Raw genomic sequence first — 22671 nt, forward strand, 5'->3', positions numbered from 1 at the left:
GGTATTCCCGTGGATCCCGCCGCCGACGAGAACCTCTCCGAGCTGTTCTGGTCGGTCGCGCGCACCCTGCGCCACCTCAACCGGGAGGCGCTGGAGCCGCTCAACGTCTCGCCCTCGCACGGCCGGGCCCTCGCCGTCCTGCTGCGCCACGGCCCGATGCGCCCGGGGGCCCTCGCCGAGCACCTGCGCATCGCGCCCCGCTCGGCCACCGAGGTCGTCGACGACCTGCAGGAACGGGGCCTGGTCGAGCGCACTCCGGATCCGGCCGACCGGCGGGCGACCGTACTGCATCTGACAGCCGCGGGCACCGCGGCCGGCGACGCGATCCGGGCCGCCCGGCAGACCGCCGCGGAGCGTTTCTTCGCCGGCCTGAGCGACGCCGACCGCGCCGACCTCACCCGGATCCTGAGGAACATGCGCGAATAATCCTGTTTGTGTAGAGTCACCGGCATGCGCAAGGTGCTCGTCGTCGGTGCCGGGCAGTCCGGCCTCCAGCTCGCCCTCGGCCTGCGTGCCGACGGGCACGACGTCACGCTGATCTCGGCCCGCACGCCGACGGACATCCGCGGCGGGCGCCCGATGAGCACCCAGGGCATGTTCCACGACGCGCTCGAGACCGAGCGGGCCCTCGGCCTCGACCTCTGGGGCGAGCGGGCCCCGGCGTTCGAGGGCTTCCGGATCACGCTGTCCGCCCCGCCCGGCGAGCAGGCGCTGGCCTTCAACGCCCGGCTCGGCCATCCCGGCCGCAGCGTCGACCAGCGCCTCAAGATGGCCGCCTGGCTGGAGCTGGCCGAGCAGCGCGGCGTGACGGTGGAGTACCGCACGGTCGAGGCGGCGGAGCTGGAGGCGCTCGCCGCCCGCCACCACCTGACCGTGGTCGCGGCCGGCCGGGGCGACCTCGTGTCCATCTTCGACCGGGACCCCCGGCGCTCGGTGTACGACGCGCCTCAGCGGGGCCTCGCGGTGGCGTACGTGCACGGCCTCGAGCCCGATCCGCAGTTTCCCGCGCCGCACATCGGTTTCCACGCCGTGCCGGGGCTGGGGGAGCTGTTCGTCATCCCCGCTCTGACCCTGACCGGCCCCTGCGACATCCTGTTCTGGGAGGCCGTGCCCGGCGGGCCGGTCGACCGGTGGGCGGGTCCCGGCCCGATGGACCCCGCGCAGCACCTGGCCCTGATGGTCGAGCTGGCCGGCGAGTACGTGCCCTGGGTCGCCGAGCGCGCCCGTCACGTCGAGCTGACCGATGCCCGGGCCACCCTGCACGGCCGGTACGCGCCGGTGGTGCGCGAGCCCGTCGCCCGGCTGGGGGGCGGGACCGCGGTGCTCGGCATGGCCGATGTGGTGCTGGCCAACGACCCGATCACCGGCCAGGGCGCCAACACCGCGGCCAAATGCGCCACCGCCTACCTGGCCGCGATCCGGGAGCGCGGCGACCGGCCGTTCGACGAGCTGTGGATGCGCGACACCGCGGAGGCGTTCTGGTGCTCGACCGCCCGCGCGGTCACCGACTGGACGAACGCGATGGTGCAACCACTGCCGCCGCACGTGCAACGCATACTCGGCGCCGCGGCGGGCAACCCCACCGTGGCATCCCGGTTCGCCGACGCCTTCTCGGACCCGACCGACCTGGACCACTGGTTCCTGACCCCGGACGCCGCCGAGCGCTACCTCGCCTCGGTGTAGCGCAGCGTTACCTGAGTCACTTCCTGACCGATCGGCCAGCTTCTGACCGATCGGTCAGGCATGCTGGTGGGCATGGCCCGTACCCGGACGCGCGACGAGATCCTCGCTGTCGCCGCGGAGCTCTTCTACCGCGCCGGCTTCAAGGGCACGTCACTGCAGGACATCGCCGCGGAAGTGGGCTGTTCCAAGGCGACGCTGCTCTACCACTTCGACAGCAAGGAAGCGATCCTCGCCGCGCTGCTCGCCCCGGCCGCGCGCGAGCTGGCCGAGCTCGACGAGCAGCTGGCCGGGCTCCAGGGCGAGGCGGCGCGCGCCGCGGCGATCGACGGCTTCGTGGATCTGGTGCTGCGATACCGGCGCGAGGCCGGTCTGATCTACCACGGCTCGCTCGACGTGCTGCTCACGCCGGCCTTCGACGGCGTGCAGCCGATGATCGAAAATTTGTGCTCCGCGTTCGCCGCCCGTTCCACCGATCCGGGCGAGCAGATCGCCGCCGAGGTACTGCTGGCCGGCATCTGCTCGGTGGCGATCGACCGCCCCGATGACGTGACCCTGCGCTCCGCCCTGATCGCCGTGGCGAAGCGTGCCCTGCTCACCCCTCGATCCAAGGACTGACATGGCAACCCTGTTGTACCGGCTGGGCCGGGCCTCGTTCCGGCGCCGCAAGCTCGTGGTCGTGTTGTGGCTGGTGCTGCTGGCCGCCCTGGGCGGCGCCGCCCTGGCCTTCAAGGGCGCGTCGTCGAGCGACTTCACCATGCCCGGCACCGAGTCGCAACGCGCGATCGACGCCCTGCAGCGCGAGTTCCCCGAGGCCAGCGGGGCCACCGGCACCATCGTGGTGGCCGCGCCGGCCGGCGGGACCCTGGCCGACGCCGCCCTCAAGCCGGCCGTCGAGGGCCTGGTCAAGGAGGCGTCGGCGCTGCCCGGCGTGCTCGGTGCCGTGGACCCGTTCCAGGCCAGGGCCCTCTCGCCGAACGGGCAGTACGCGCTGATCCAGGTGCAGTTCGCCACCAGCGCCGACGAGGTGACCGAGCAGCAGCGCACCGCGTACGAGAGCAGCGGCGCCGCCGCCGAGGCTGCCGGGCTGCGCGTCGAGCATGGCGGTGAGGTGATGAACTCCGAGCCAGAGGTCGGTGGCACGGAGAGCATCGGCGTCATCATCGCCCTGGTGGTCCTGGTGATCACCTTCGGCTCGCTGGTCGCCGCCGGCATGACGATGCTCAACGCGCTGATCGGTGTCGGCGCCGGCATGGCCGGGCTGTTCGCGCTCAGCAGCGTCGTCACGCTGACCAGCACCGCGCCGGTGCTGGCGCTGATGCTCGGCCTCGCGGTCGGCATCGACTACTCGCTGTTCATCACCTCCCGGCACCGGCAGAACCTCGTCGACGGCCTCACCCCGCGGGAGGCGGCCGCCCGCGCGGTGGGCACCGCCGGTTCCGCCGTCGTGTTCGCCGGCATCACCGTGGTCATCGCGCTGGCCGGCCTGGCGGTCGTGAACATCCCGTTCCTGACGGTCATGGGCCTGGCTGCCGCGGGCACCGTCGCCGTCGCCGTCCTGGTCGCCATCACCCTGCTGCCCGCCCTGCTCGGTTTCGCCGGTCTGCGGGTCCTGCCGCGCAAGCTGCGCGCCACCGGCTCGCACGCCGCCTCGCACGCCGAGCCCAAGGAGGGCTTCGGCTTCCGGTGGGCCCGGCTGGTCACCCGGTGGCGCATCCCGGTGATCCTGGTCGGCGTGCTCGGCCTGGGCGCTCTGGCCCTGCCGGCCATGGACATGCGGGTGGCGCTGCCCGGTGCCGGCGCCGGGCCGGTCGGCACCCCCGGCCGCGACGCCGCCGACCTGATCACCGAGGGCTTCGGTCCCGGCTTCAACGGCCGGCTGGCCCTGGTCGTCTCCAGCGACTCGCCGGAGCAGACCACGGCGGCCGTGCAGCAGGCCACCCAGCTGTTGCAGGGCACCCCGAACCTGCTGGCCGTGACCCCGCCCAACCTGAGCCAGGACAAGCGGACCGCGCTGCTCGGGGTGCTGCCGCAGACCGGTCCGACCGACGAGGCCACCGAGGAGCTGGTACACGACGTCCGGGACCGGGTGGCCGGGATCGCGGACGCGGACGTGTCGCTGACCGGTCAGACGGCCGTGGGCATCGACGTGTCCGAGAAGCTCTCCGCCGCCATGCCGGTCTACCTGCTGCTGGTCGTCGGCCTGTCGGTGCTGCTGCTGATGCTGGTGTTCCGCTCGATCCTGGTGCCGCTCAAGGCGGCGCTCGGCTTCCTGCTGACCGTGGGCGCCACCTTCGGCATCACGGTGCTGGTGTTCCAGGAGGGACACCTCAGCGAGCTGGTCGGCCTGGACAGCCCGGGACCGCTGATCAGCTTCCTGCCCATCCTGCTGATCGGCATCCTGTTCGGTCTCGCGATGGACTACGAGGTGTTCCTGGTGTCGCGGATGCGCGAGGACTTCGTGCACGGTGCCGGCCCGCAGGAGGCGACCATCAGCGGCATGGGGCACGGCGCCCGGGTGGTCACCGCGGCCGCGCTGATCATGACCTCGGTCTTCGCGGGCTTCATCCTGCTCGACGACCCGGTGATCAAGTCGATGGGCTTCGCGCTGGCCATCGGCGTGGCCATCGACGCCTTCGTGGTGCGGATGACGATCGTGCCGGCCGTGATCTCGCTGCTCGGCCGGGCCGCCTGGTGGCTGCCGCGCTGGCTGGACCGGCTGCTGCCCAACGTCGACATCGAGGGGGAGCGGCTGCGCGAGGAACTGGCGAGCGAGCCCGAGCGGGAAGCGGTCACCGTCTGAACCGTTTAAGCAGGTAAGGGAGCCGGGGCGTGCATCGCACGCCCCGGCTCTTTATTGCCGGATTGTTACCTGTCCGGTGATCTAGAAACTTGCGAATCATCTTCTGCTCTGAATAGGTTGCCCTCGGCAACAAAACCATGTGCAAGCCATACCCCCCTCCCGGAGGCATCCATGACGTTGGCGAGGTGGTGCGAGCGATGAGCGACGCGCCGATCCTCCTGGAGATGCGTTCCATCACCAAGGAGTTCCCCGGAGTCAAGGCACTCTCCGACGTCAACCTGGTGGTGCGCGCCGGGGAGATCCACGCCATCTGCGGCGAGAACGGTGCCGGCAAGTCCACGCTGATGAAGGTGCTCAGCGGGGTCTACCCGTTCGGCACGTACGAGGGTGACATCGTTTACCAAGGGTCGGAGACGCGCTTCGCCGACATCCGCGCCAGCGAGCGCGCCGGCATCGTGATCATCCACCAGGAGCTGGCGCTCATCCCCGAGCTCTCGATCACCGAGAACATCTTCCTGGGCAACGAGCCCCGCAAGCGCGGCGCGATCGACTGGAAGTCCGCCCAGCGCCAGGCCCGCGAGCTGCTGGCCCGGGTCGGGCTGCGCGAGGACCCGGACACCCTGATCAAGGACATCGGTGTCGGCAAGCAGCAGCTGGTGGAGATCGCCAAGGCGTTCGCCAAGGACGTCAAGCTGCTCATCCTGGACGAGCCCACCGCCGCGCTGAACGAGGCGGACTCGCGGCACCTGCTCGACCTGCTGCGCGGTTTCCGCGAGCGCGGCATCACCTCGATCATCATCTCGCACAAGCTCAACGAGATCGAGGCCATCGCCGACCAGATCACCATCCTGCGCGACGGCCGGACGGTCGAGACCCTGGACGTCAAGGCCGACGGCGTCGACGAGGACCGGATCGTGCGCGGCATGGTCGGCCGCGAGCTCAGCAGCCGCTTCCCCGACCACACGCCGAAGATCGGCGAGGTGTTCTTCGAGGTCCGCGACTGGAACGTGCGGCACCCCGTCTCCGCCGAGCGGCAGGTCTGCAAGAACGAGAGCTTCGTGGTCCGCCGCGGCGAGATTGTGGGCTTCGCGGGCCTGATGGGCGCCGGGCGCACCGAGCTGGCGATGAGCGTCTTCGGCCGCTCGTACGGCGTCTGGGAGTCCGGCACGATCATCAAGGACGGCAAGGAGATCGTCCTCAGGACGGTGGCCGACGCGATCGCCCACGGGCTCGCGTACGTCAGCGAGGACCGCAAGGCGATCGGCCTCAACCTGCTCGACGACATCAAGACGTCGACGGTGTCGGCCAAGCTGTCCAAGATCACCAAGCGCGGTGTGCTCGACGAGGTCGCGGAGTACAAGGCGGCCGAGTCCTACCGCAAGGAACTGCGCACCAAGGCGCCGACCGTGGACGAGGGCGTCTCCAAGCTCTCCGGCGGTAACCAGCAGAAGGTCGTCCTGGCGAAGTGGATGTTCACGGACCCCGACCTGCTGATCCTCGACGAGCCCACCCGTGGCATCGACGTGGGCGCGAAGTACGAGATCTACGGCATCATCCAGCGGCTCGCCGACCAGGGTAAGGGCGTCATCGTCATCTCCTCGGAGCTGCCCGAGCTGATCGGGCTCTGCGACCGCATCTACACCGTGTTCGAAGGCCAGATCACGGGCGACATCCCCCGCCAGGACGCGGATCCGGAGACCCTCATGAAGCAGATGACCTCGACGAAGAAGATGCAGACCCGATGAGCCGATTCAAGGACCTTCAGAAGAACCTCTTCGGAGGTACCACCTCCAACGCCCGCCAGTTCGGCATGATCTTCACCCTGGTGGCGATCGTCCTGCTGTTCCAGTTCCTGACGGACGGGCTGACCCTGCGGTCGGACAACCTGATCGCGCTGTTCCAGCAGAACTCCTACATCCTGATCCTGGCCATCGGCATGCTGATGGTGATCGTGGCCGGGCACATCGACCTGTCGGTCGGCTCGATCGCCGCGTTCGCCGGCATCCTGGTCGCCAAGTCCATGACGGAGTGGGACCTGCCCTGGCCGCTGGCCATCCTCTTCGGCCTGGCCATCGGCGCGGCGATCGGTGCCTGGCAGGGCTTCTGGGTGGCCTACATCGGCGTGCCCGCGTTCATCGTCACGCTGGCCGGCATGCTGATCTTCCGTGGCGGCAACCAGTTCATCGGTAACGCGAACACCATCCCGGTGCCCGAGGGCTTCCGGGTGATCGGCTCGGGCTTCCTGCCCGAGGTGGGACCGAACACCGGTTACAACAACCTCACCCTGCTGCTGGGCCTGGCCGCCTGTCTCGCGGTGATCTGGCGTGAGGTGCAGGCGCGGCGTACCCGGCACGAGATGGACGCCGACGCCGGCCCGATGTGGGTCTCGATCCTGCGGATGGCCGTCATGGTCGGGGTGCTGGCCTTCGTGGCGCTGCGCTTCGCCAGCGGCCGGGTGGGCACCAGCTTCCCGGTCTCCGGCATCATCCTGGTCGCGCTGGTCATCCTGTACTCGTTCTACACCCGCAACACCGCCGGCGGCCGGCACATCTACGCGGTCGGCGGCAACTCGCGCGCCGCGGAGCTGTCCGGCGTCAAGCTCAAGCGGGTCAACTTCTTCGTCATGATGAACATGTCCGTGCTCGCCGCGCTGGCCGGCATGATCTTCGTGGCCCGTTCGGCGGCCTCCGGCCCGCAGGACGGCAACGGCTGGGAACTGGACGCGATCGCCGCGGTCTTCATCGGTGGTGCGGCCGTGGCCGGCGGTATCGGCACGATCAGCGGCTCCATCGTGGGTGGTCTGGTCATGGCCGTGCTCAACAACGGCCTGCAGCTGCAGGGCGTCGGCACCGACCGGGTGCAGATCATCAAGGGTCTGGTGCTGCTGCTCGCGGTCGCGCTGGACGTCTACAACAAGAGCCAGGGACGCTTCTCGGTCATCGGAAGCATCATGCGTCCCTTCCGCCGGGAGGCTCCTGCCACTCCGGCTTCGTCGGCCGCGGAGCGCGAGCCCGCCAAGACATCGGTGTCCGGCTGACGGTCACCGAAACCCCTCTCACCCGTATCACCTCTGAAGAAGGGCACTACCCCCCAATGCGTACATTCTTTGCCAAGACGGTGGCCATCGGCGCCATCTCGATGCTGGCCCTGACGGCCTGCGGCGGCGGCCGCGACGAGGAGACCGGCGGCTCGGACGCCCCGGCCAAGGGCTTCGCGGCCAACTCCCTGATCGGTGTGGCCCTGCCCGCCAAGACCTCGGAGAACTGGGTCCTCGCCGGTGACCTGTTCACCAACGGCCTGAAGGAGGCCGGCTTCACCAGCGACGTGCAGTACGCCGGCGCGTCCACCACGGTGGCCGACCAGCAGGCCCAGATCACCGCCATGGTGACCAAGGGTGCCAAGGTCATCGTCATCGGCGCGACCGACGCCGCCCAGCTGTCGACCCAGGTCGCCGCGGCGCACCAGGCCGGCGCGAAGGTCATCGCGTACGACCGCCTGATCACCAACACGCCGGACCTCGACTACTACGTCGCGTTCGACAACTTCAAGGTCGGCCAGCTCCAGGGCCAGGCCCTGCTGGACGGCATGAAGGCCAAGAAGCCGACCGGCCCGTGGACCATCGAGCTGTTCTCCGGCTCGCCGGACGACAACAACGCCGGTGTCTTCTTCAACGGTGCGATGGACGTCCTCAAGCCGGCCATCGACAAGGGCGACGTCGTCGTCGGCTCGAAGCAGACCGAGGTCAAGCAGACCGCCATCCAGGGCTGGAAGGCCGAGGGTGCGCAGGCCCGCATGGACCAGCTGCTGACCTCGACCTACGGCAGCAAGGAGCTGGACGGCGTCCTCTCCCCGAACGACACGCTGGCCCGCGCGATCATCACCTCGATCAAGGGTGCCGGCAAGAAGGTCCCGGTCGTCACCGGTCAGGACTCCGAGGTCGAGTCGATCAAGTCGATCATGGCCGGCGAGCAGTACATGACGATCAACAAGGACACCCGCACGCTGGTCAAGGAGACCATCAACATGGTCAAGGCCCTGCAGGCCGGTAACGCCCCGCAGGTCAACGACCAGAAGTCGTACAACAACGGCAGCAAGGTCGTCGACACCTTCCTGCTCCCGCCGGTCGCCGTGACCAAGGCCAACGCGGCCGAGGCGTACGCGAACGACCCGAAGCTCGCCCCGCTCACCAAGGCGTGACGACTGAGTAGTGCCTGACGGCCCTTGGGTCCCCGGAGTCCGTCTCCGGGGACCCTTCGTCGTCTTCGATACCGACAAAACGGATGAACGGGAGGAGGCTGGACCGTGGCGGTACCCGTACGGTCGAAGCCGTCCCGCCCGGGGCGCCCCGTGGAGCTGCCGCTGCCGGCGGCGCCCGGCGCCAGCCAGGAGGAGATCCGCCGGCAGAACCTCGGCGCGGTGCTGCGCTTCGTGCACGTGCACGGGCCGACCTCCCGGGCCGAGCTGACCGGCCGGCTCGGGCTCAACCGCAGCACCATCGGCGCGCTCGCGGCCGACCTGGCCGCCGCCGGCCTGGTCACCGAGGAGGCCGAGGCTCCCACCAGCGCTCGCCGCGCCGGCCGGCCGTCGCTGGTGGTCACCCCCTGCTCCGGCCGGGTGTACACGTACGCGCTGAGCATCGAGGCGGACCGGCTGCGGGCGGCCCGCATCGGTCTCGGCGGCCGGATCCTCGATCTGCGGGAGGTCCGCCGCCCGCCCGGCCTGGCGATCCTCGACGCCGTGGCACCGCTGGCCGGCTTCGTCCGCGCGATGCAGGACTCCGCCGCCGCCGGTGCGCTGCCGATCGGCGGAGCCGTCGCGGTGGCCGACACCACCCGGGACGCGCAGGGGCGGATCCGGATCGGCGCCACGGACGAGCGGCTCGGTGACGCGTTGCGCGACGAGCTGGCGACCGGGCCCGGCTTCGTCACCGGCGACATGGCCGACATCGCCGCGCTGGCCGAGCACGTGCGCGGCGTGGCCGCGGGCATCGACGACCTGATCTACCTGCACGGCGATCTCGGGGTCAGCGCCGGCATCATCACCGGCGGCCGGTTGGTCGCCGGGCACCGCGGCCACGGCGGCAAGGTCGGTCACATGGTGGTCAACCCGCACGGACTGCCCTGCGGCTGCGGCTCCCGCGGCTGCTGGGAGACCGAGGTCGGGGAGAGCGCGCTGCTGCGTCACGCCGGCCGCGGGCCGGAGGACCGGGCTGCCGTCCTCGAGGTGCTGGGGGCCGCGGCCGGGGGCGAGCCGGTGGCCGGCGCCGCGGTCCGCCAGGTCGCGGACTGGCTCGGCTTCGGGGTGGCCAACCTGGTCAACGTGGTCAACCCGGACCTGGTGGTCTTCGGCGGCTCGCTGCGGGAGATCTACGCCGCCGGAGCCGGAGAGGTCCGCCGGCGCCTGGACGCGATGGCCCTGCCGGCCTCCCGCGAACACGTGCAACTGCGTGCGGCGACCCTGGGCCGTAACGCCGCGCTGATCGGCGCGGCTGAGCTTGCCTTCGAGCAGGTGCTGGCCGACCCGCTCAGCGTGGGGACCGCGGAGTAGGGCCGGAAGCGGTTGCGCGGCAGGAGCAGACTTGGTGCGGCATCAGCGACGGAGGCGGCTCCCGTCCGACCACCCCGCCGCCACCCCGGAAAGGACTGAAGGCCGATCATGACGGGAACACCGGTTGGCGCCGCCACGCTGCGCTGGGTGGGCACGCTGGCCTGGCTCCTGCCACCGCTGGTCGAGCTGCCCCTGCTTGTGGGGCTGTGCTCCGGCATCCCGGAGGTCAGCCGGGCGGCCGTCTTCGGCACCCCGGCCACCCGGATAGCGGTGCTGTTCGCCCTGGCCGCCGCGATGGCCGGGTTCGTGGCCGTGGTGCGCGGCACGACCGGGCTGGCGCGGGCAGCCGTCGCCGGGGCGCTGTCGATCGCCGCCGGGATCGTGGCGGCGCTGGCCGCCGGCTTCCTCTTCGACGGAGAGTTCCCGCTGGTCGGACTGCTCCCCGCGCACTCCGCGCTGGCGCTGGCCATGCTGGCCCGCGCCACGATGCGCGAGCCCGCCGACTCCTAGTACCGGCGCCGCGCCGCCAGCCCGGGCAGCAGGGTCAGCCCGGCGATGATGGCACCGGCGACCATCCCGAGGTACGCGAGCAGCACCGCCTCCGCCCCTCCGCCGAAGGCGGCCGCCCCGATCACGAGGACGAAGCCCAGCAGCACCGGCAGCCCGGCGAGCACCCAGGCGGCGGTCTTCTGCGCCGGGCTCCAGCGGGCGGAGCCGGATACCAGCATCAGCCCGGCCAGCGGACTGATCACCGGCAGCACCACGGCGCCGGCGGTGAGCAGGGCGATCCCCGCGTACTCGGGTCCGGCCGACGACGTGGCCACCGGTGGCGGCAGCGGCGCCGGTGCGACCGGCCGGCGCAGGTGGGCCGGCATCCGGCCGCGGCGGGCGGCCGCCGCGAGGGCCTCCGGCGGGCCCAGCCGGTGCAGGATGTGCCGCGGGTCCTCCAAAGGGTCGGCCACCGAGGTACGCCGCATCGCGATGTAGTCCGCGACGGTGGTCATGAGCTCGTCCCGCAGCTCCGGTGCGAGATCCTCGCTGGCACCCCAGAGCGCGGCCAGATAGTCCAGGACGAGGACGTCCGTGTGCGCCAGCGGCGTGGTGTCGTAGTGGTGCGGTACGGACGTCATCCGGATCCCCCTGGTGCAGAGTGCGACAGTGCAGTCAGCATCGCGGCGGGCCACCCCGGCGCACATCTGGCCGAGGGCTGATACCCCGGCCTGCTCTCTGTCTTTCGGCCGATCCGGTCCGGCCGGGGTGATCACGGCCGGTCCGGGGCGATAGTCCGTTTCGCGGATGGCCCGGGGCCGGTTCGTACGGCAGCCTGGTCCGGTGGACCACGGCGATCATGCGAGCAATCCCGCAGTGCCGGGTTTTGCTACATCCGAGCCGTTCAGCGCCGATGCTTTCAGCATGGCTGAGGACACCCGCGCACCCGCACGCTACGTGTGGATCACCGCCGGCCTCGCCGTCGCCAGCTGGCTGTGGTTCCTGCTGTTCAGCACGGTCGGCGCCGGGCACGTGTCGATCGCCTACCTGGCGGTGCCGCTGGGCGGCGCCTTCGCGGTGGCCGGGCTTTTCCAGCTCTGGCGCACCGTACGCGGCGACCGGACCGCCGGCCGCTTCTGGCTCACCCTGCTGGTCGCCGCCTCCTTCATGACCGCCGGCTACGTGCTGATGGCGGTCAACGCCGCCCTGAACTCGGTCGGCGACATGCCGCCGGACATGACGCTGTCCGCCGCGGGCTGCGTCGGGCTGGGCTTCGCGCTGGCCATGTGGGCCGTCGCCCGGGTGCCGGTGGGCGCGATGAATCCCGCCGAGCGCTGGCGCATGCACCTTGACCGGCTCGTCGCCTTCCTGGGCTGCGCGACGGTGCTCTGGCACTTCGGGCTGGCTCCGATGCTGACCGCCGAGGAGCGCTGGGCCCCGCAGACCCTGTCGCTGGTCGGGCTGGCGTTCCTGCTCACCATCGGCGGCATCACCAAGGTCTCGTACCTCGGTGACGGTCCGGTCGACCGCACCGCGATGCGGCTGGTCGCGACCATGGGCCTGACCGCGGCCGGGGTCGCCGTGCTGGCCACCACGTTCGGCAACGCCGGCGGGGTGCCGTCGCAGGCCCTGGTGCTGCCGCTCGCGCCGGTCCTGCTCACCCTGGCCGTACGGGCCCAGGCCCAGGCCACGCTGGGCGGGCGCCGGGAGTCGCGCCGGTCCTCGCCGCTGCTGCCGTACCTGGCGATCGCCGCCGGGGACCTGCCGCTGATCGCCGTGGCCGTCGGCCCGCTGCAGTGGCCCGGCCGGGTCTCGCTGATCGCCGCCGTGCTGGTCAGCGTCCTGGTCACGGGCCGGCAGTTCGTGGCCTTCCGCGACAACAAGCGGCTGCTCAGCGACATTCGCGGCCAGGAGGTGCGGCTGCAGCACGAGGTCAGCCACGACAGCCTGACCGGGCTGGCCAACCGGGCCCGGTTCCGCGGCGCGCTGCACGCGGCGCTGGCCGATCAGGCGTCCGCGACCGTGCTGCTGGTCGACCTGGACGACTTCAAGACGGTCAACGACTCGCTCGGCCACGACGTCGGCGACCACCTGCTGGTCGCGGTGGCCGACGTGCTGCGCCGGCAGTGCGGGGCCGACGGCCTGCCGGTCCGCATCGGCGGCGACGAGTTCGCCGTGCTGCTCACCGGTGGCACCACCGTGGGGGAGACCGTCGCGCAGCGCCTCCTGGACGCGCTGACCCGGCCGATCAGCGAGCACCGGCTGCTGGTGCAGGCCAGCATCGGCATCGCGACGGCGGCGCCGGGAGCGACGCTCGACAGCGTGCTGCGCGACGCCGACGTCGCCATGTACGCCGCCAAGGGGCACGGCAAAGCCGGCTACGTGCGGTACGTGCCAGGCATGGAGGAGCCGATCCTGGCGCACATCCAGCTCGGCGGCGAGCTGCGCCGGGGCCTGGACGAGGGCGAGTTCCGGGTCGTATACCAGCCGGTGATCGCGCTGGCCGACGGCAAGATCATCGGGGTAGAGGCGCTGGTGCGCTGGGACCACCCGGTGCGCGGGCCGGTGTCGCCGGCCGAGTTCATCCCGGTCGCCGAGCGTACCGGCCTCATCGTCGAGCTGGGCCGGTTCGTGCTGCGCGAGACGTGCCGGCAGATGGCGGCCTGGCTGGCCGAGTTCGGCCCGGACGCGCTGCAGAAGCCGGGCGTCAACGTCTCGGCCCGGCAGCTGCACGATCCGGACTTCGTCGGCGACGTGCTGGCCGCGCTGGCCGATTCCGGCCTGCCCACCGACCGCCTGGTGCTGGAGCTGACCGAGTCCGCGGTGCTGCGCGGCAGCCAGGTGTCGCGCACGCTGCACGAGCTCGACCGGCTCGGCGTCGCGCTGGCCCTGGACGACTTCGGCACCGGCGAGTCGTCGCTGAGCCTGCTGCGCTCGTTCCCGGCGTCGATCGTCAAGCTGGACAAGTCCTTCGTGGACGGTATCGAGATCGAGGACGGCGAGGCCGGCGGCCGGGACGCCCGCCAGGCGGTGGCCCGCGCCGTCATCCAGCTGGCGAACGCGCTGGGCCTGGACACCGTGGCCGAGGGCATCGAGAACGAGGCCCAGGCCGAACAGCTGCGCCTGCTGGGCTACACCCTCGGCCAGGGCTACCACCTGGCCCGGCCGATGCCCGCCGAGGAGTTCACCCGGCTGCTCGCCGCCCAGCGCCGCGCCGTCACGGCCTGACGTATACCGCTTGTCCCGCGCCGCCCGGGCGGGCACGGTGGGGATGTGACTGTCCACAACCGCCGCCGCCGGTCGGCGGGCTCTGTCCGAGGTGGCCGGTGAGCTGGGCGAAGCCCTTCGGAACGGGCGATGTCCGGTGTGTCCACATCGTCTGATCCACGGCTTTGGCGGGCACTTATCGCGTGCCGCAGCAAAACTTTTGCATATTTCGAAGATTCTTTTCGCCACTTGAGCGAAACAAGCCATTAACATCAGCAAGCGAACGACTTCGATGCAACAAAAGTGCTCCGACGTGGCGCACGGCTCCCCGAGAGCCGCCGCCCGAGCGGCCGATGCCGCGCGTCCACGTCATTCCCGCACCACCTACCGGGAGGCAGTGCAAGCGATGCAGAACGAGTCCACCGTCAGCCGCCGCAATCTTCTGGGCGCCGCCGCAGCCGGTGCGGCCGTGGTCGGCACCTCCGCCGTCCTGGCCTCGCCGGCCGAGGCCACCAAGGGCGGCCGCCGGCCCGCCCGGGTGCCGCGCGACCGGATCAGCGTGCAGCTCTACACCCTGCGCAACCAGCTCGCCATCGATCTGGACGCCAGCCTGGCCGAGCTGGCCGAGATCGGTTACACCCGGATCGAGCACGCCGGCTTCGTCGGCCGCACGGCCGCGCAGTTCCGCGCCGCGCTGGACGCCGCCGGGCTGCGCGCGACCTCCGGGCACGTCGGCATCCCGCAGCCGTTCAACGCCTCCACCTGGCAGGCCGCGCTCGAGGACGCCCAGATCGTCGGCAACAAGTTCATCGTGCACCCGTACTTCGGCACCGACGCCAACGGGCCGATCCGCGACGGCTCGGTCTACAAGGCTTTCGCCCGGGACCTGAACAAGGCCGGCGCGCTCGCCCGCAAGGCCGGGCTCAGCTTCGGCTACCACAACCACCACAACGAGTTCCTGCGCCAGGACGGTGGCAAGCGCACCGGCTTCGACATCCTGACCCGCGAGACCGATCCCGGGCTGGTGCACTTCGAGGTCGACCTGTACTGGGCCTGGCGGGGTGCGAACGACCCGGTGGACCTGATCCACGAGAACCGGGGACGGATCCGCCAGGTCCACGTCAAGGACATGGCGGTCTCGAGCGGCTTCGAGGACCCCGGCGCCGGCCTGATCGACTTCGGCCGCATCTTCGAGCACTCCCGCGAGGCGGGACTGGTCGAGTACATCGTGGAACGTGACGACGCGGGCAGCCCACCGCGTACCCCCGCCGACGCGCTGACCACCGCGGAGGTCGGCTTCCGTTACCTCGACAACCTCCGGTTCTGAGGGGACTGATCTATGAAGAAGCGATTGCTGACCGCCGTACCCGTGCTGGCTCTGCTCACGACGGCCCTGACCGTCCCGTCCGGGCCGGCCACCGCGCAGGCCCCGGCCGAGCCGCCGCCGGACGCGAACTTCCAGAAGGTCACCCTGGACGACTTCCCGGGCGAGCCGATCGCGCTGGCCGTGCTGCCGGACCGGCGGGTGCTGCACACCGCGCGCACCGGTGAGGTTCGCATCAACGACCCGAAGAGCGGGCGCAACATCCTGGCCGCCAAGCTCCCCGTCTATCTCCACGACGAGGAGGGTGTGCAGGGCGTCGCGATCGACCCGAACTTCGCGAAGAGCAAGTGGGTCTACATCTACTACTCGCCGCGGCTGAACACGCCGATGGACGACCCGGCGACGCCCGCCGTCAACGAGGGCGACGCGCCGGAGAACGGCACCGCCGCCGACTTCGCGCCGTACAAGGGCGTGATGCGGCTGTCGCGCTTCAAGCTCAACGGCAACACGCTCGCGCTGACGACCGAGCAGAAGATCATGGAGGTCGCCACCGACCGGGGCATCTGCTGCCACGTCGGCGGCAAGATCGACTTCGACAGCAAGGGCAACCTGTACCTGTCCACGGGCGACGACACCAACCCGTTCGCCTCCGACGGCTACGCGCCGATCGACGAGCGGGCCGACCGCAACCCGGCGTACGACGCGCAGCGCACCTCCGCCAACACCAACGACCTGCGCGGCAAGCTGCTGCGGATCAAGGTCGGGGCCAACGGCAGCTACACCATCCCGAAGGGCAACCTGTTCAAGCCGGGCACCGCGTACACCCGCCCGGAGATCTACGCGATGGGCCTGCGCAACCCGTTCCGCTTCGCGGTGGACAAGACGACCGACGTCGCATACGTCGGTGACTACTCGCCCGACGCGAACAGCCCCAACCCGGCGCGTGGCCCGGCCGGGCACGGCCGCTGGATGGCCATCGACAAGCCCGCCAACTACGGCTGGCCGTACTGCGTCGCGCCCGACATGCCGTACGTCGACTTCGACTTCGCCACCCGGACCTCCGGCCAGCCGTTCAACTGCGCCGCGCCGGTCAACGACTCGCCCAACAACACCGGCAAGCGCAAGCTGCCGCCGGTGCAGAAGGCGGAAGTCATCTACACGTACGCGGCCTCGACGGAGTTCCCGGAGCTGGGCACGGGTGGCATCGGCCCGATGGGCGGCCCGGCGTACAACTTCGACGCCAAGAACAAGTCGGCAACCAAGTGGCCGAAGTACTACGACGGCAAGCCGCTGTTCTACGAGTGGACCCGTGACTACGTGCAGGAGTTCACGCTCGGCGCGGACAACGAGGTCACCGCGATCCGTGAGGTGCTGCCGTCGGTCATCTTCGACAACCCGATGGACCTGGAGTTCGGCCCGGACGGCTCGCTGTACGTCCTGGAGTACGGCGACGGCTACTTCTCCGAGAACCCGGAGGCGCAGCTGGCCCGCATCGACTACGTGCGCGGCAACCGCACCCCGCTGCCGAAGATCACGGCAACGCCGGTCCGCGGCGAGGCGCCGCTGACGGTGACGTTCTCCAGCGCCGGCACCACCGATCCCGACGGTGACAGCCTGCGCTACGCCTGGGACTTCAACGCCGACGGCATCGTCGACTCCCGGGCCCCGAACGGGGTCTACACGTTCACCGAGAACGGCAACTACCGGCCGACACTCAAGGTGACCGACCCGACCGGCCGCTGGGCGTCCGCGGAGGTGCTGCTCCCGGTGGGCACGGCAGCCCCGCAGGTCACCCTGACCACCACGCCGAACCCGGACCAGCCGTTCGCCTTCGGTGACACGGTGAGCTACCAGGTCACCGTGGTCGACGACCAGCCGATCGACTGCTCGCAGGTCACCGTGACCTACATCCTGGGCCACGACCAGCACGGTCACCCGCTGTCCACGGCCACCGGCTGCAGCGGCTCGATCCAGACGTTCCTCGACCCGGGTCACGCCGGGGCGGAGAACCTGAACGCGGTGTTCGTCGCGTCGTACACGGACTCCGGCACCCCGCCGCAGACCGGGACCGACGAGGTCGTCCTGGACCCGACCGAGAGCTGAGGTACCAAGCGACCGAGGTCACCGCCGTCACACACGGCGGTGACCTCGGCCGTTCCGCCCGCATCAGGGCCCTGATTGCGCCACCCTGGTAGGTGTGGGGGTGCACCTGGAGCAATGGTGGGCGCAGTTCCTCGAAGCGTCCGACCGATTCGACGCCGCCTACCTGGTCGAGGGGCTCAGCGACCTGGTCGGCCCGTACATCAAGGCTCCGCTGCTGCGCCGCGAGGTCAAGATCGCCGCGGACGCGGTGGTCCGGCAGCTGGAGCGCCCGGCGAGCGCCGAACGCGCCGAACTCGGCCGGGAGGCCACCGAACGGCTGACCCGCACCCTCGATCGCATCCGCGAACGCTCGACCGGAGCGGCGATCGCCACCGACGAGGCGGCGATCATCGACCTGGCCCTGAGCGGCGAGTACGCGGCCGCGGCCGCCGCGGCCGAGCCCCTGGTCGGCGAGAAGAAGCTGTACCGCCTCTTCGTGACAGCCCTGCGCCTGGAACGCTTCGACATCCCGATGGCCCTGCGCCTGCTGGAGGGCGGCCAGACCCCGCGCGAGGCGATCCGCTCGGGCCACCTGCTCGGCCGGTACAGCTGGTGGCCGTCCTGGCTGCTGCGCATCGTCACGGAACGGGCCCTGGCCGGCACCCTGGACGATGACACGATCGCGGCGCTGGACAAGTGCGCGTACGCGGAGCTGACCCCGTTACAGGCGAACCTGGCCCGCAAGCTGCTGGGCGGCAACGAGGCGCTGATCAGCACGGCGGCCCACCGCCTGGTCAGCCTGGGCGAGGCGGACGCGGCCGAACGCCTCCGCGAGGGCGACATCGCAGCGGTGGCGTTCGCAGCCCGGTTGAGCACCCAGTAGAAGCGCGAAAAGGCCCGGCCGTCGGGTGACGGCCGGGCCCGGGGGAGTGACAGCGACTACGCGCCGCCGGCCGTCAGGGTCACCGTCTGCGGTTTGAAGCCTGCCCCGTTGATGTCCACGCCGGCCGTCTTCGCCAGGTCCAGGGCCTGCTTGATGTAGTCGTTGGTGAAGGCTAGCCCTTCCGGCTGCTTGGTCAGCACCGTGTCGCCGGTCTGGTTCTTCGTGGTCAGGGACAGGTCGACCGTCTGCTTCCAGTCCGCCTCGTTGATCGTGCCGATGCCGCCGGTGGCCGGCCAGACCAGCTTGTTCACCTCGTTCATCTGCCACAGCTGGTGGCTCTTGCCGAGCTTGGAGCCCTTGGCCACCACCAGGTCGCGGCACGCCTCGGCGTTGTCGCGGCAGTACGCCCAGCCCTTGATCGTGCCGGCCAGGAACTTCACCGTCTGCTGCTGGTACGCCGGGTCGCTGAGCTTCTCCGTGTTCGCCCACACCGCGTCCTGCAGCATCGACGAGCCTTCGGTCTTCCAGTCGATGACGGCGAAGTCCTCGGGCGTGTAGAGCTTGCCCGTGGCCGGGTTCGTCGCCTCCAGGAGCTGGGCGTACTCGTTGTAGCTCATCGCCTGGGCGGCGTCGATCTCCTTCTTGAGCAGTGCCTGCATGTCGAACTGCTGCTGCACCAGCGTGACGTCCTTGCCCGGGTCCAGGCCGGCCTTGGTCATACCGGCGAACAGCTCGAACTCGTTGCCGAAGCCCCAGTTGCCGACCTTCTTGCCCTTCAGGTCGGCCGCCTTGGTGATGCCGCTGTCCTTCCAGGCCACCTGGTACGTGCCGGAGCGGGCGAAGATCTGCCCCACGTCGGTGATGCCGGCGCCCTGCTCCCGGGACGCCAGCGCCTTGGGGACCCAGGCCACCGCGTAGTCGGCCTTGCCCTGGGCCAGCGCGGTCTGCGGCACGATGTCCACGCCGCCTTCCAGCAGCTGGACGTCGAGGCCCTGCTCCTGGTAGTAGCCCTGGTCCACCGCGGCGATGTAGCCGGCGAACTGGGCCTGGTAGAACCACTGCAGCTGCAGCTTGATCGGGGTCAGGGCGCCGCCGCTGGCGCCCGGGGTCGTGGTCGTGGGGGTGTCGGCGGTGCCGCAGGCGCTCAGCGTGAGCGCGGCGGCGACGAGGGAGGCGAGCAAGGGACGACGCACACGAACTCCTAGGAGATGAGGCGGGTTTTCCAGGGCATCGCGATCCGCTCCAGCAGGAGCGTGGCTAGGTAGAAGAACAGTCCGAGCAGGCAGGCGCCGACCACGAAGGCCCAGGCACGGGGGTACGCGGTGAACGCGGCGGCGGAGGTGATCCGCGCGCCGAGCCCGTCCTGCAGGCCGCCGAAGTACTCGGCGACCACCGCGGCGATGACGGCCAGCGACGACGCCTGTCGCAGGCCGGTGAAGACGAACGGCAGCGCGCCGGGCAGCCGGACCAGCCGGGTGAAGGTCCAGCCGCCGGCGGCGTAGCTGGTCATCAGCTCCCGGTGGGTCGGGTCGACCTCGCGCAGGCCACGCAGCGTGTTGATGAAGACCGGGAAGAACACGATGATCCCGGCGACCAGCCGGCGCGGCACGCTCGAGGTGGATTCGAACATGTTGTTGAGGATCGGGGCGAGCGCGATGATCGGCAGTGCGTTGAGCACGGCGGCGAGCGGGACGGAGACCTCGGAGAGCACCCGGAACCGGCTCGCCGCCATCGCGGCCAGCACCCCGGCGACCGTGCCCCAGGCCAGCCCGACGAGCGCGTTGAGCCCGCTGGCCACCCCGGCCTCCCCGACGTTCCGGCGCTGCACGACCAGCTCGTGCCAGATCGCCGACGGCGCCGGCAGGATGAACGGCGCGATCCGCCCGAGCGACACCACCAGCTCCCACGCCACCAGCGCGGCGATCCCGAGCAGGACCGGCGGGGCGACGCGGCGCAGGAGATTCACGGCGCGGCCGTCGCGGAGGAGGCGGGCCCGGAGGTACGGGGAGACGGCGCCGCAACCGCAGCGGCGCCCTCCGCCTCCACGATGTCCGGCACGGGTCCCGGGCCCCGCAACGCGCGGCGGACCGCGGTGATCGCCGCGAAGTACGCCGGGGACTGCCGGGCCGCGTCGTCGCGGGTGCCCAGCTCGACGTCGATGGTCGCGGTGATCCGGCCCGGCCGCGGTGACATCACCACGACCCTGTCGGACAGGAACACCGCCTCCGAGATGGAGTGCGTGACGAAGACCGTGCTGGTGCCGGTCTGCGCGCAGATCGCCAGCAGCTCCGACTGCAGCCGTTCGCGGGTCATCTCGTCGAGCGCGCCGAACGGCTCGTCCATCAGCAGCAGCGGCGGGTGCACGGCCAGGGCCCGGGCGATCGCGACGCGCTGCTGCATGCCACCGGAGAGCTGCGCCGGATAGTGCCCGGCGAAGTCGGCCAGCCCGACCAGCGCCAGCATCTCGGTGGCCCGGGCCCTGCGTTCGGCCCGGGAGGCGCCGCGCAACTCCAGCGGCAGCTCCACGTTGCGCTGCACGGTGCGCCACTCGAAGAGGCCGGCCTGCTGGAACGCGATGCCGTACTCCTGGTCCAGTCTGGCCCGGGCGGCCGGTTTGCCGGCCACCTCGACCGTCCCGGCCGACGCCGGGGTCAGGTCGGCGATCAGCCGCAGCAGGGTGCTCTTGCCGCACCCGGACGGCCCGATCAGGGAGACGAACTGGCCGGCCGGGATGGTCAGGTCGATGCCGGACAGGGCGGCGACCTCGTCGGGCCGGCCCGGGTTGAAGATCTTGGACACTCCGGTCAGGGATACCGCGGTCACATCGTCACCACCGATACGCGTCGTCGGTGCCGCATCAGCGGCAGTTCCAGCAGGCTGACCAGGGCGGCGACGACGAGCCCGAGCAGGGCCGCGCCGAGCATCGCGGTGTAGACCTTGGCGGGATCGCTGGTGGCCTCCCGGGAGTACTCGATGATGAGCCGGCCGATGCCGCCGCGCGTACCGGTGGAGATCTCACCGACCACCGCGCCCACGACGGCGGCCGCGCCGGCCAGCCGCAGGGCCGGGAACAGGTACGGCAGCGAGGCCGGCAGCCGCAGCTTGACCAGCGTGCGCCACCACCCGGCGGCGTAGCTGCGCATCAGCTCCACCCCGGCCGTCTGGGGCGACTGCAGTCCGCGCAGCATGCCGACGGCGACCGGGAAGAAGGCCAGGTACGCCGCGATCACCGCGACGGTCATCCACTCCGGCCACACCGTGCCGCCCCACCCGGCGATCAGCGGCGCGAGCGCGACCAGCGGCACGGTCTGCGACAGGATCACGTACGGCAGCAGGCCGCGCTCGACGATCCGGAACCGCTGCATGGCCACCGCCAGCAGCAGGCCGATCACCGCGCCGGCCGCGAAGCCGACCGTGGTGATGCCCAGCGTGAACAGGCTCGCGCCGAGCACCACCTGCCAGACCGGCCGGCCGCCGGTGAGCTCCGGGCGGGCGAGCCGGCTGAGCATGTCCCACACGTGCGGCATCGACAGGTCGTCGGCCCGGGGGAGGATCCGGACGCCGAACAGCACGGTCCCCTCCGGGTTCCCGACCGCTTTGTAGCCCTCCCAGAGGGCGATGAGTACGACCAGGCCGGCGACCGCGCTGAGCACACGTCTCACGCGACCACCGGGATGATCTTCTCGCCGTACGCCCGCAGGGTCGCCTCTTTGTCGTCGTGCTGCAGGTAGAGGGCGAACTGGTCGACGCCGATCGCCCGCAGTTCCTCCAGGCGCTGCAGGTGCGCCTCGACCGGGCCCAGGATGCAGAACCGGTCCACCACCTCGTCCGGCACGAACGAGGTGTGCGAGTTGCCCGCCCGGCCGTGCTCGGCGTAGTCGTAGCCCTGCCGGCCCTTGATGTAGTCGGTCAGCACCTGCGGCACGGCACCGCCGGCGCCGTAGCGGGCGACGATGTCCGCGACGTGGTTGCCGACCATGCCGCCGAACCACCGGGTCTGGTCCCGCTGGTGCGCCAGGTCGTCGCCGACGTAGGCCGGAGCGGCGACGCAGAACTTGACGGCCGCCGGGTCGCGGCCGGCCCGCTCGGCGGCGGCCCGGACCGCCTTGATCATCCAGGCCGCGATGTCCGGATCGGCGAGCTGCAGGATGTAGCCGTCACCTACCTCGCCGGTCAGGGCCAGAGCCTTGGGCCCGTACGCCGCCACCCACACGTCCAGCCGGCTGTCGGGTGCCCAGGCGAACCGCAGCTCCTGACCGCGCAACGACACCGTCTGCCCGCTGGCCAGGCCGCGGATCACGCCGATGCTCTCGCGCAGCTGGGTGAGCGAGTTCGGTGGCAGGCCCAGCACCCGCAGGGCCGAGTCGCCGCGGCCGATCCCGCAGATGGTGCGGTTGCCGTACATTTCGTTGAGGGTGGCGAACTGGGACGCGATCACGGTCCAGTTCCGGGTGCCCGGGTTGGTCACCATCGGCCCGACGATCACCCGTTCGGTGTCGGCCAGGATCTTGCTGTAGATGACGAACGGCTCCTGCCACAGCACGTGGGAGTCGAACGTCCACACGTGGCTGTAGCCCAGCTCCTCCGCCTTCTTGGCCCACTCCACGACCTCCATGGCCGGTGGGTCGCACTGCAGGACGACGCCGATGTCCATGC

The 22671-nt window shown here is 70.9% G+C and carries 19 protein-coding genes; 13 read left to right on the forward strand and 6 right to left on the reverse strand.

Annotated elements, in window-relative coordinates:
- Positions 1-9: 9 nt before the first annotated feature.
- The 9 genes from Aau02nite_RS20125 to Aau02nite_RS20165 all read left to right on the forward strand — a co-directional run bounded on the left by Aau02nite_RS20125 (position 10) and on the right by Aau02nite_RS20165 (position 10540).
- A complete protein-coding gene (locus tag Aau02nite_RS20125; RefSeq protein WP_212990054.1) occupies positions 10-426 on the forward strand; it encodes a MarR family winged helix-turn-helix transcriptional regulator in 417 nt (138 codons plus the stop codon).
- 24 nt (positions 427-450) lie between these two features.
- Positions 451-1683, forward strand: coding sequence for a styrene monooxygenase/indole monooxygenase family protein (locus Aau02nite_RS20130; RefSeq protein WP_212990055.1), 1233 nt, complete (start codon positions 451-453; stop codon positions 1681-1683).
- Between the two features lie 72 nt (positions 1684-1755).
- Positions 1756-2298 (forward strand): TetR/AcrR family transcriptional regulator, encoded by a 543-nt coding sequence (locus tag Aau02nite_RS20135; protein WP_212990056.1) that lies wholly within the window; start codon positions 1756-1758, stop codon positions 2296-2298.
- 1 nt (position 2299) lies between these two features.
- Positions 2300-4483 (forward strand): MMPL family transporter, encoded by a 2184-nt coding sequence (locus tag Aau02nite_RS20140; protein ID WP_212990057.1) that lies wholly within the window; start codon positions 2300-2302, stop codon positions 4481-4483.
- Between the two features lie 197 nt (positions 4484-4680).
- Positions 4681-6228, forward strand: a complete 1548-nt coding sequence (mmsA, locus tag Aau02nite_RS20145; RefSeq protein WP_212990058.1) for a multiple monosaccharide ABC transporter ATP-binding protein — start codon at positions 4681-4683, stop codon at positions 6226-6228.
- The gene (mmsB, locus tag Aau02nite_RS20150; RefSeq protein WP_212990059.1) at positions 6225-7520 is read left to right on the forward strand and encodes a multiple monosaccharide ABC transporter permease; all 1296 of its coding nucleotides are present in this window, start codon (positions 6225-6227) and stop codon (positions 7518-7520) included. The genes mmsA and mmsB overlap by 4 nt, the downstream gene beginning before the upstream one ends.
- Positions 7521-7576: 56 nt before the next feature.
- Positions 7577-8680, forward strand: a complete 1104-nt coding sequence (locus tag Aau02nite_RS20155; protein WP_212990060.1) for a substrate-binding domain-containing protein — start codon at positions 7577-7579, stop codon at positions 8678-8680.
- 105 nt (positions 8681-8785) lie between these two features.
- Positions 8786-10030 (forward strand): ROK family protein, encoded by a 1245-nt coding sequence (locus tag Aau02nite_RS20160; RefSeq protein WP_212990061.1) that lies wholly within the window; start codon positions 8786-8788, stop codon positions 10028-10030.
- A 108-nt stretch (positions 10031-10138) separates the two neighbouring features.
- A complete protein-coding gene (locus Aau02nite_RS20165; protein WP_212990062.1) occupies positions 10139-10540 on the forward strand; it encodes a hypothetical protein in 402 nt (133 codons plus the stop codon).
- Here Aau02nite_RS20165 and Aau02nite_RS20170 read toward each other — a convergent pair.
- Complete coding sequence (locus tag Aau02nite_RS20170) at positions 10537-11160, reverse strand: HAAS signaling domain-containing protein (protein WP_212990063.1); 624 nt, start codon at positions 11158-11160, stop codon at positions 10537-10539. The genes Aau02nite_RS20165 and Aau02nite_RS20170 overlap by 4 nt on opposite strands.
- A 283-nt stretch (positions 11161-11443) precedes the next feature.
- Between Aau02nite_RS20170 and Aau02nite_RS20175 the strand changes: the two genes are divergently transcribed.
- From Aau02nite_RS20175 to Aau02nite_RS20190, 4 genes are all read left to right on the forward strand, one after another.
- Entirely contained in the window at positions 11444-13747 is a 2304-nt protein-coding gene (locus Aau02nite_RS20175) for an EAL domain-containing protein (protein WP_212990064.1), read from the forward strand.
- A gap of 385 nt (positions 13748-14132) precedes the next feature.
- Positions 14133-15053: a sugar phosphate isomerase/epimerase family protein gene (locus Aau02nite_RS20180; RefSeq protein ID WP_212990065.1), complete on the forward strand. Its 921-nt coding sequence runs from the start codon at positions 14133-14135 to the stop codon at positions 15051-15053.
- Between the two features lie 12 nt (positions 15054-15065).
- Positions 15066-17153 carry a PQQ-dependent sugar dehydrogenase gene (locus Aau02nite_RS20185; RefSeq protein ID WP_212990066.1) on the forward strand — a complete coding sequence of 696 codons (2088 nt, stop codon included), beginning with the start codon at positions 15066-15068 and terminating at the stop codon, positions 17151-17153.
- Positions 17154-17247: 94 nt separating this feature from the next.
- Entirely contained in the window at positions 17248-18015 is a 768-nt protein-coding gene (locus tag Aau02nite_RS20190) for a hypothetical protein (protein ID WP_246595291.1), read from the forward strand.
- A gap of 56 nt (positions 18016-18071) precedes the next feature.
- Here the strand turns inward: Aau02nite_RS20190 and Aau02nite_RS20195 are convergent, their stop codons facing one another.
- The 5 genes from Aau02nite_RS20195 to Aau02nite_RS20215 are packed head-to-tail and all read right to left on the reverse strand — an operon-like array spanning position 18072 to position 22669.
- Positions 18072-19208: an ABC transporter substrate-binding protein gene (locus tag Aau02nite_RS20195; protein ID WP_212990067.1), complete on the reverse strand. Its 1137-nt coding sequence runs from the start codon at positions 19206-19208 to the stop codon at positions 18072-18074.
- 8 nt (positions 19209-19216) lie between these two features.
- Entirely contained in the window at positions 19217-19981 is a 765-nt protein-coding gene (locus Aau02nite_RS20200) for an ABC transporter permease (RefSeq protein ID WP_246595292.1), read from the reverse strand.
- Complete coding sequence (locus Aau02nite_RS20205) at positions 19978-20838, reverse strand: ABC transporter ATP-binding protein (protein ID WP_212990068.1); 861 nt, start codon at positions 20836-20838, stop codon at positions 19978-19980. Before Aau02nite_RS20205 ends, Aau02nite_RS20200 begins: the two co-directional genes overlap by 4 nt.
- Positions 20835-21677 carry an ABC transporter permease gene (locus tag Aau02nite_RS20210; RefSeq protein ID WP_212990069.1) on the reverse strand — a complete coding sequence of 281 codons (843 nt, stop codon included), beginning with the start codon at positions 21675-21677 and terminating at the stop codon, positions 20835-20837. The genes Aau02nite_RS20205 and Aau02nite_RS20210 overlap by 4 nt, the downstream gene beginning before the upstream one ends.
- On the reverse strand, positions 21674-22669 hold the full coding sequence (locus tag Aau02nite_RS20215; protein ID WP_212990070.1) for a TIGR03842 family LLM class F420-dependent oxidoreductase: 996 nt from the start codon (positions 22667-22669) through the stop codon (positions 21674-21676). Before Aau02nite_RS20215 ends, Aau02nite_RS20210 begins: the two co-directional genes overlap by 4 nt.
- Positions 22670-22671: the final 2 nt, after the last annotated feature.

The sequence above is a fragment of the Actinoplanes auranticolor genome (assembly GCF_018332655.1).
GTDB classification, from domain to species: domain Bacteria; phylum Actinomycetota; class Actinomycetes; order Mycobacteriales; family Micromonosporaceae; genus Actinoplanes; species Actinoplanes auranticolor.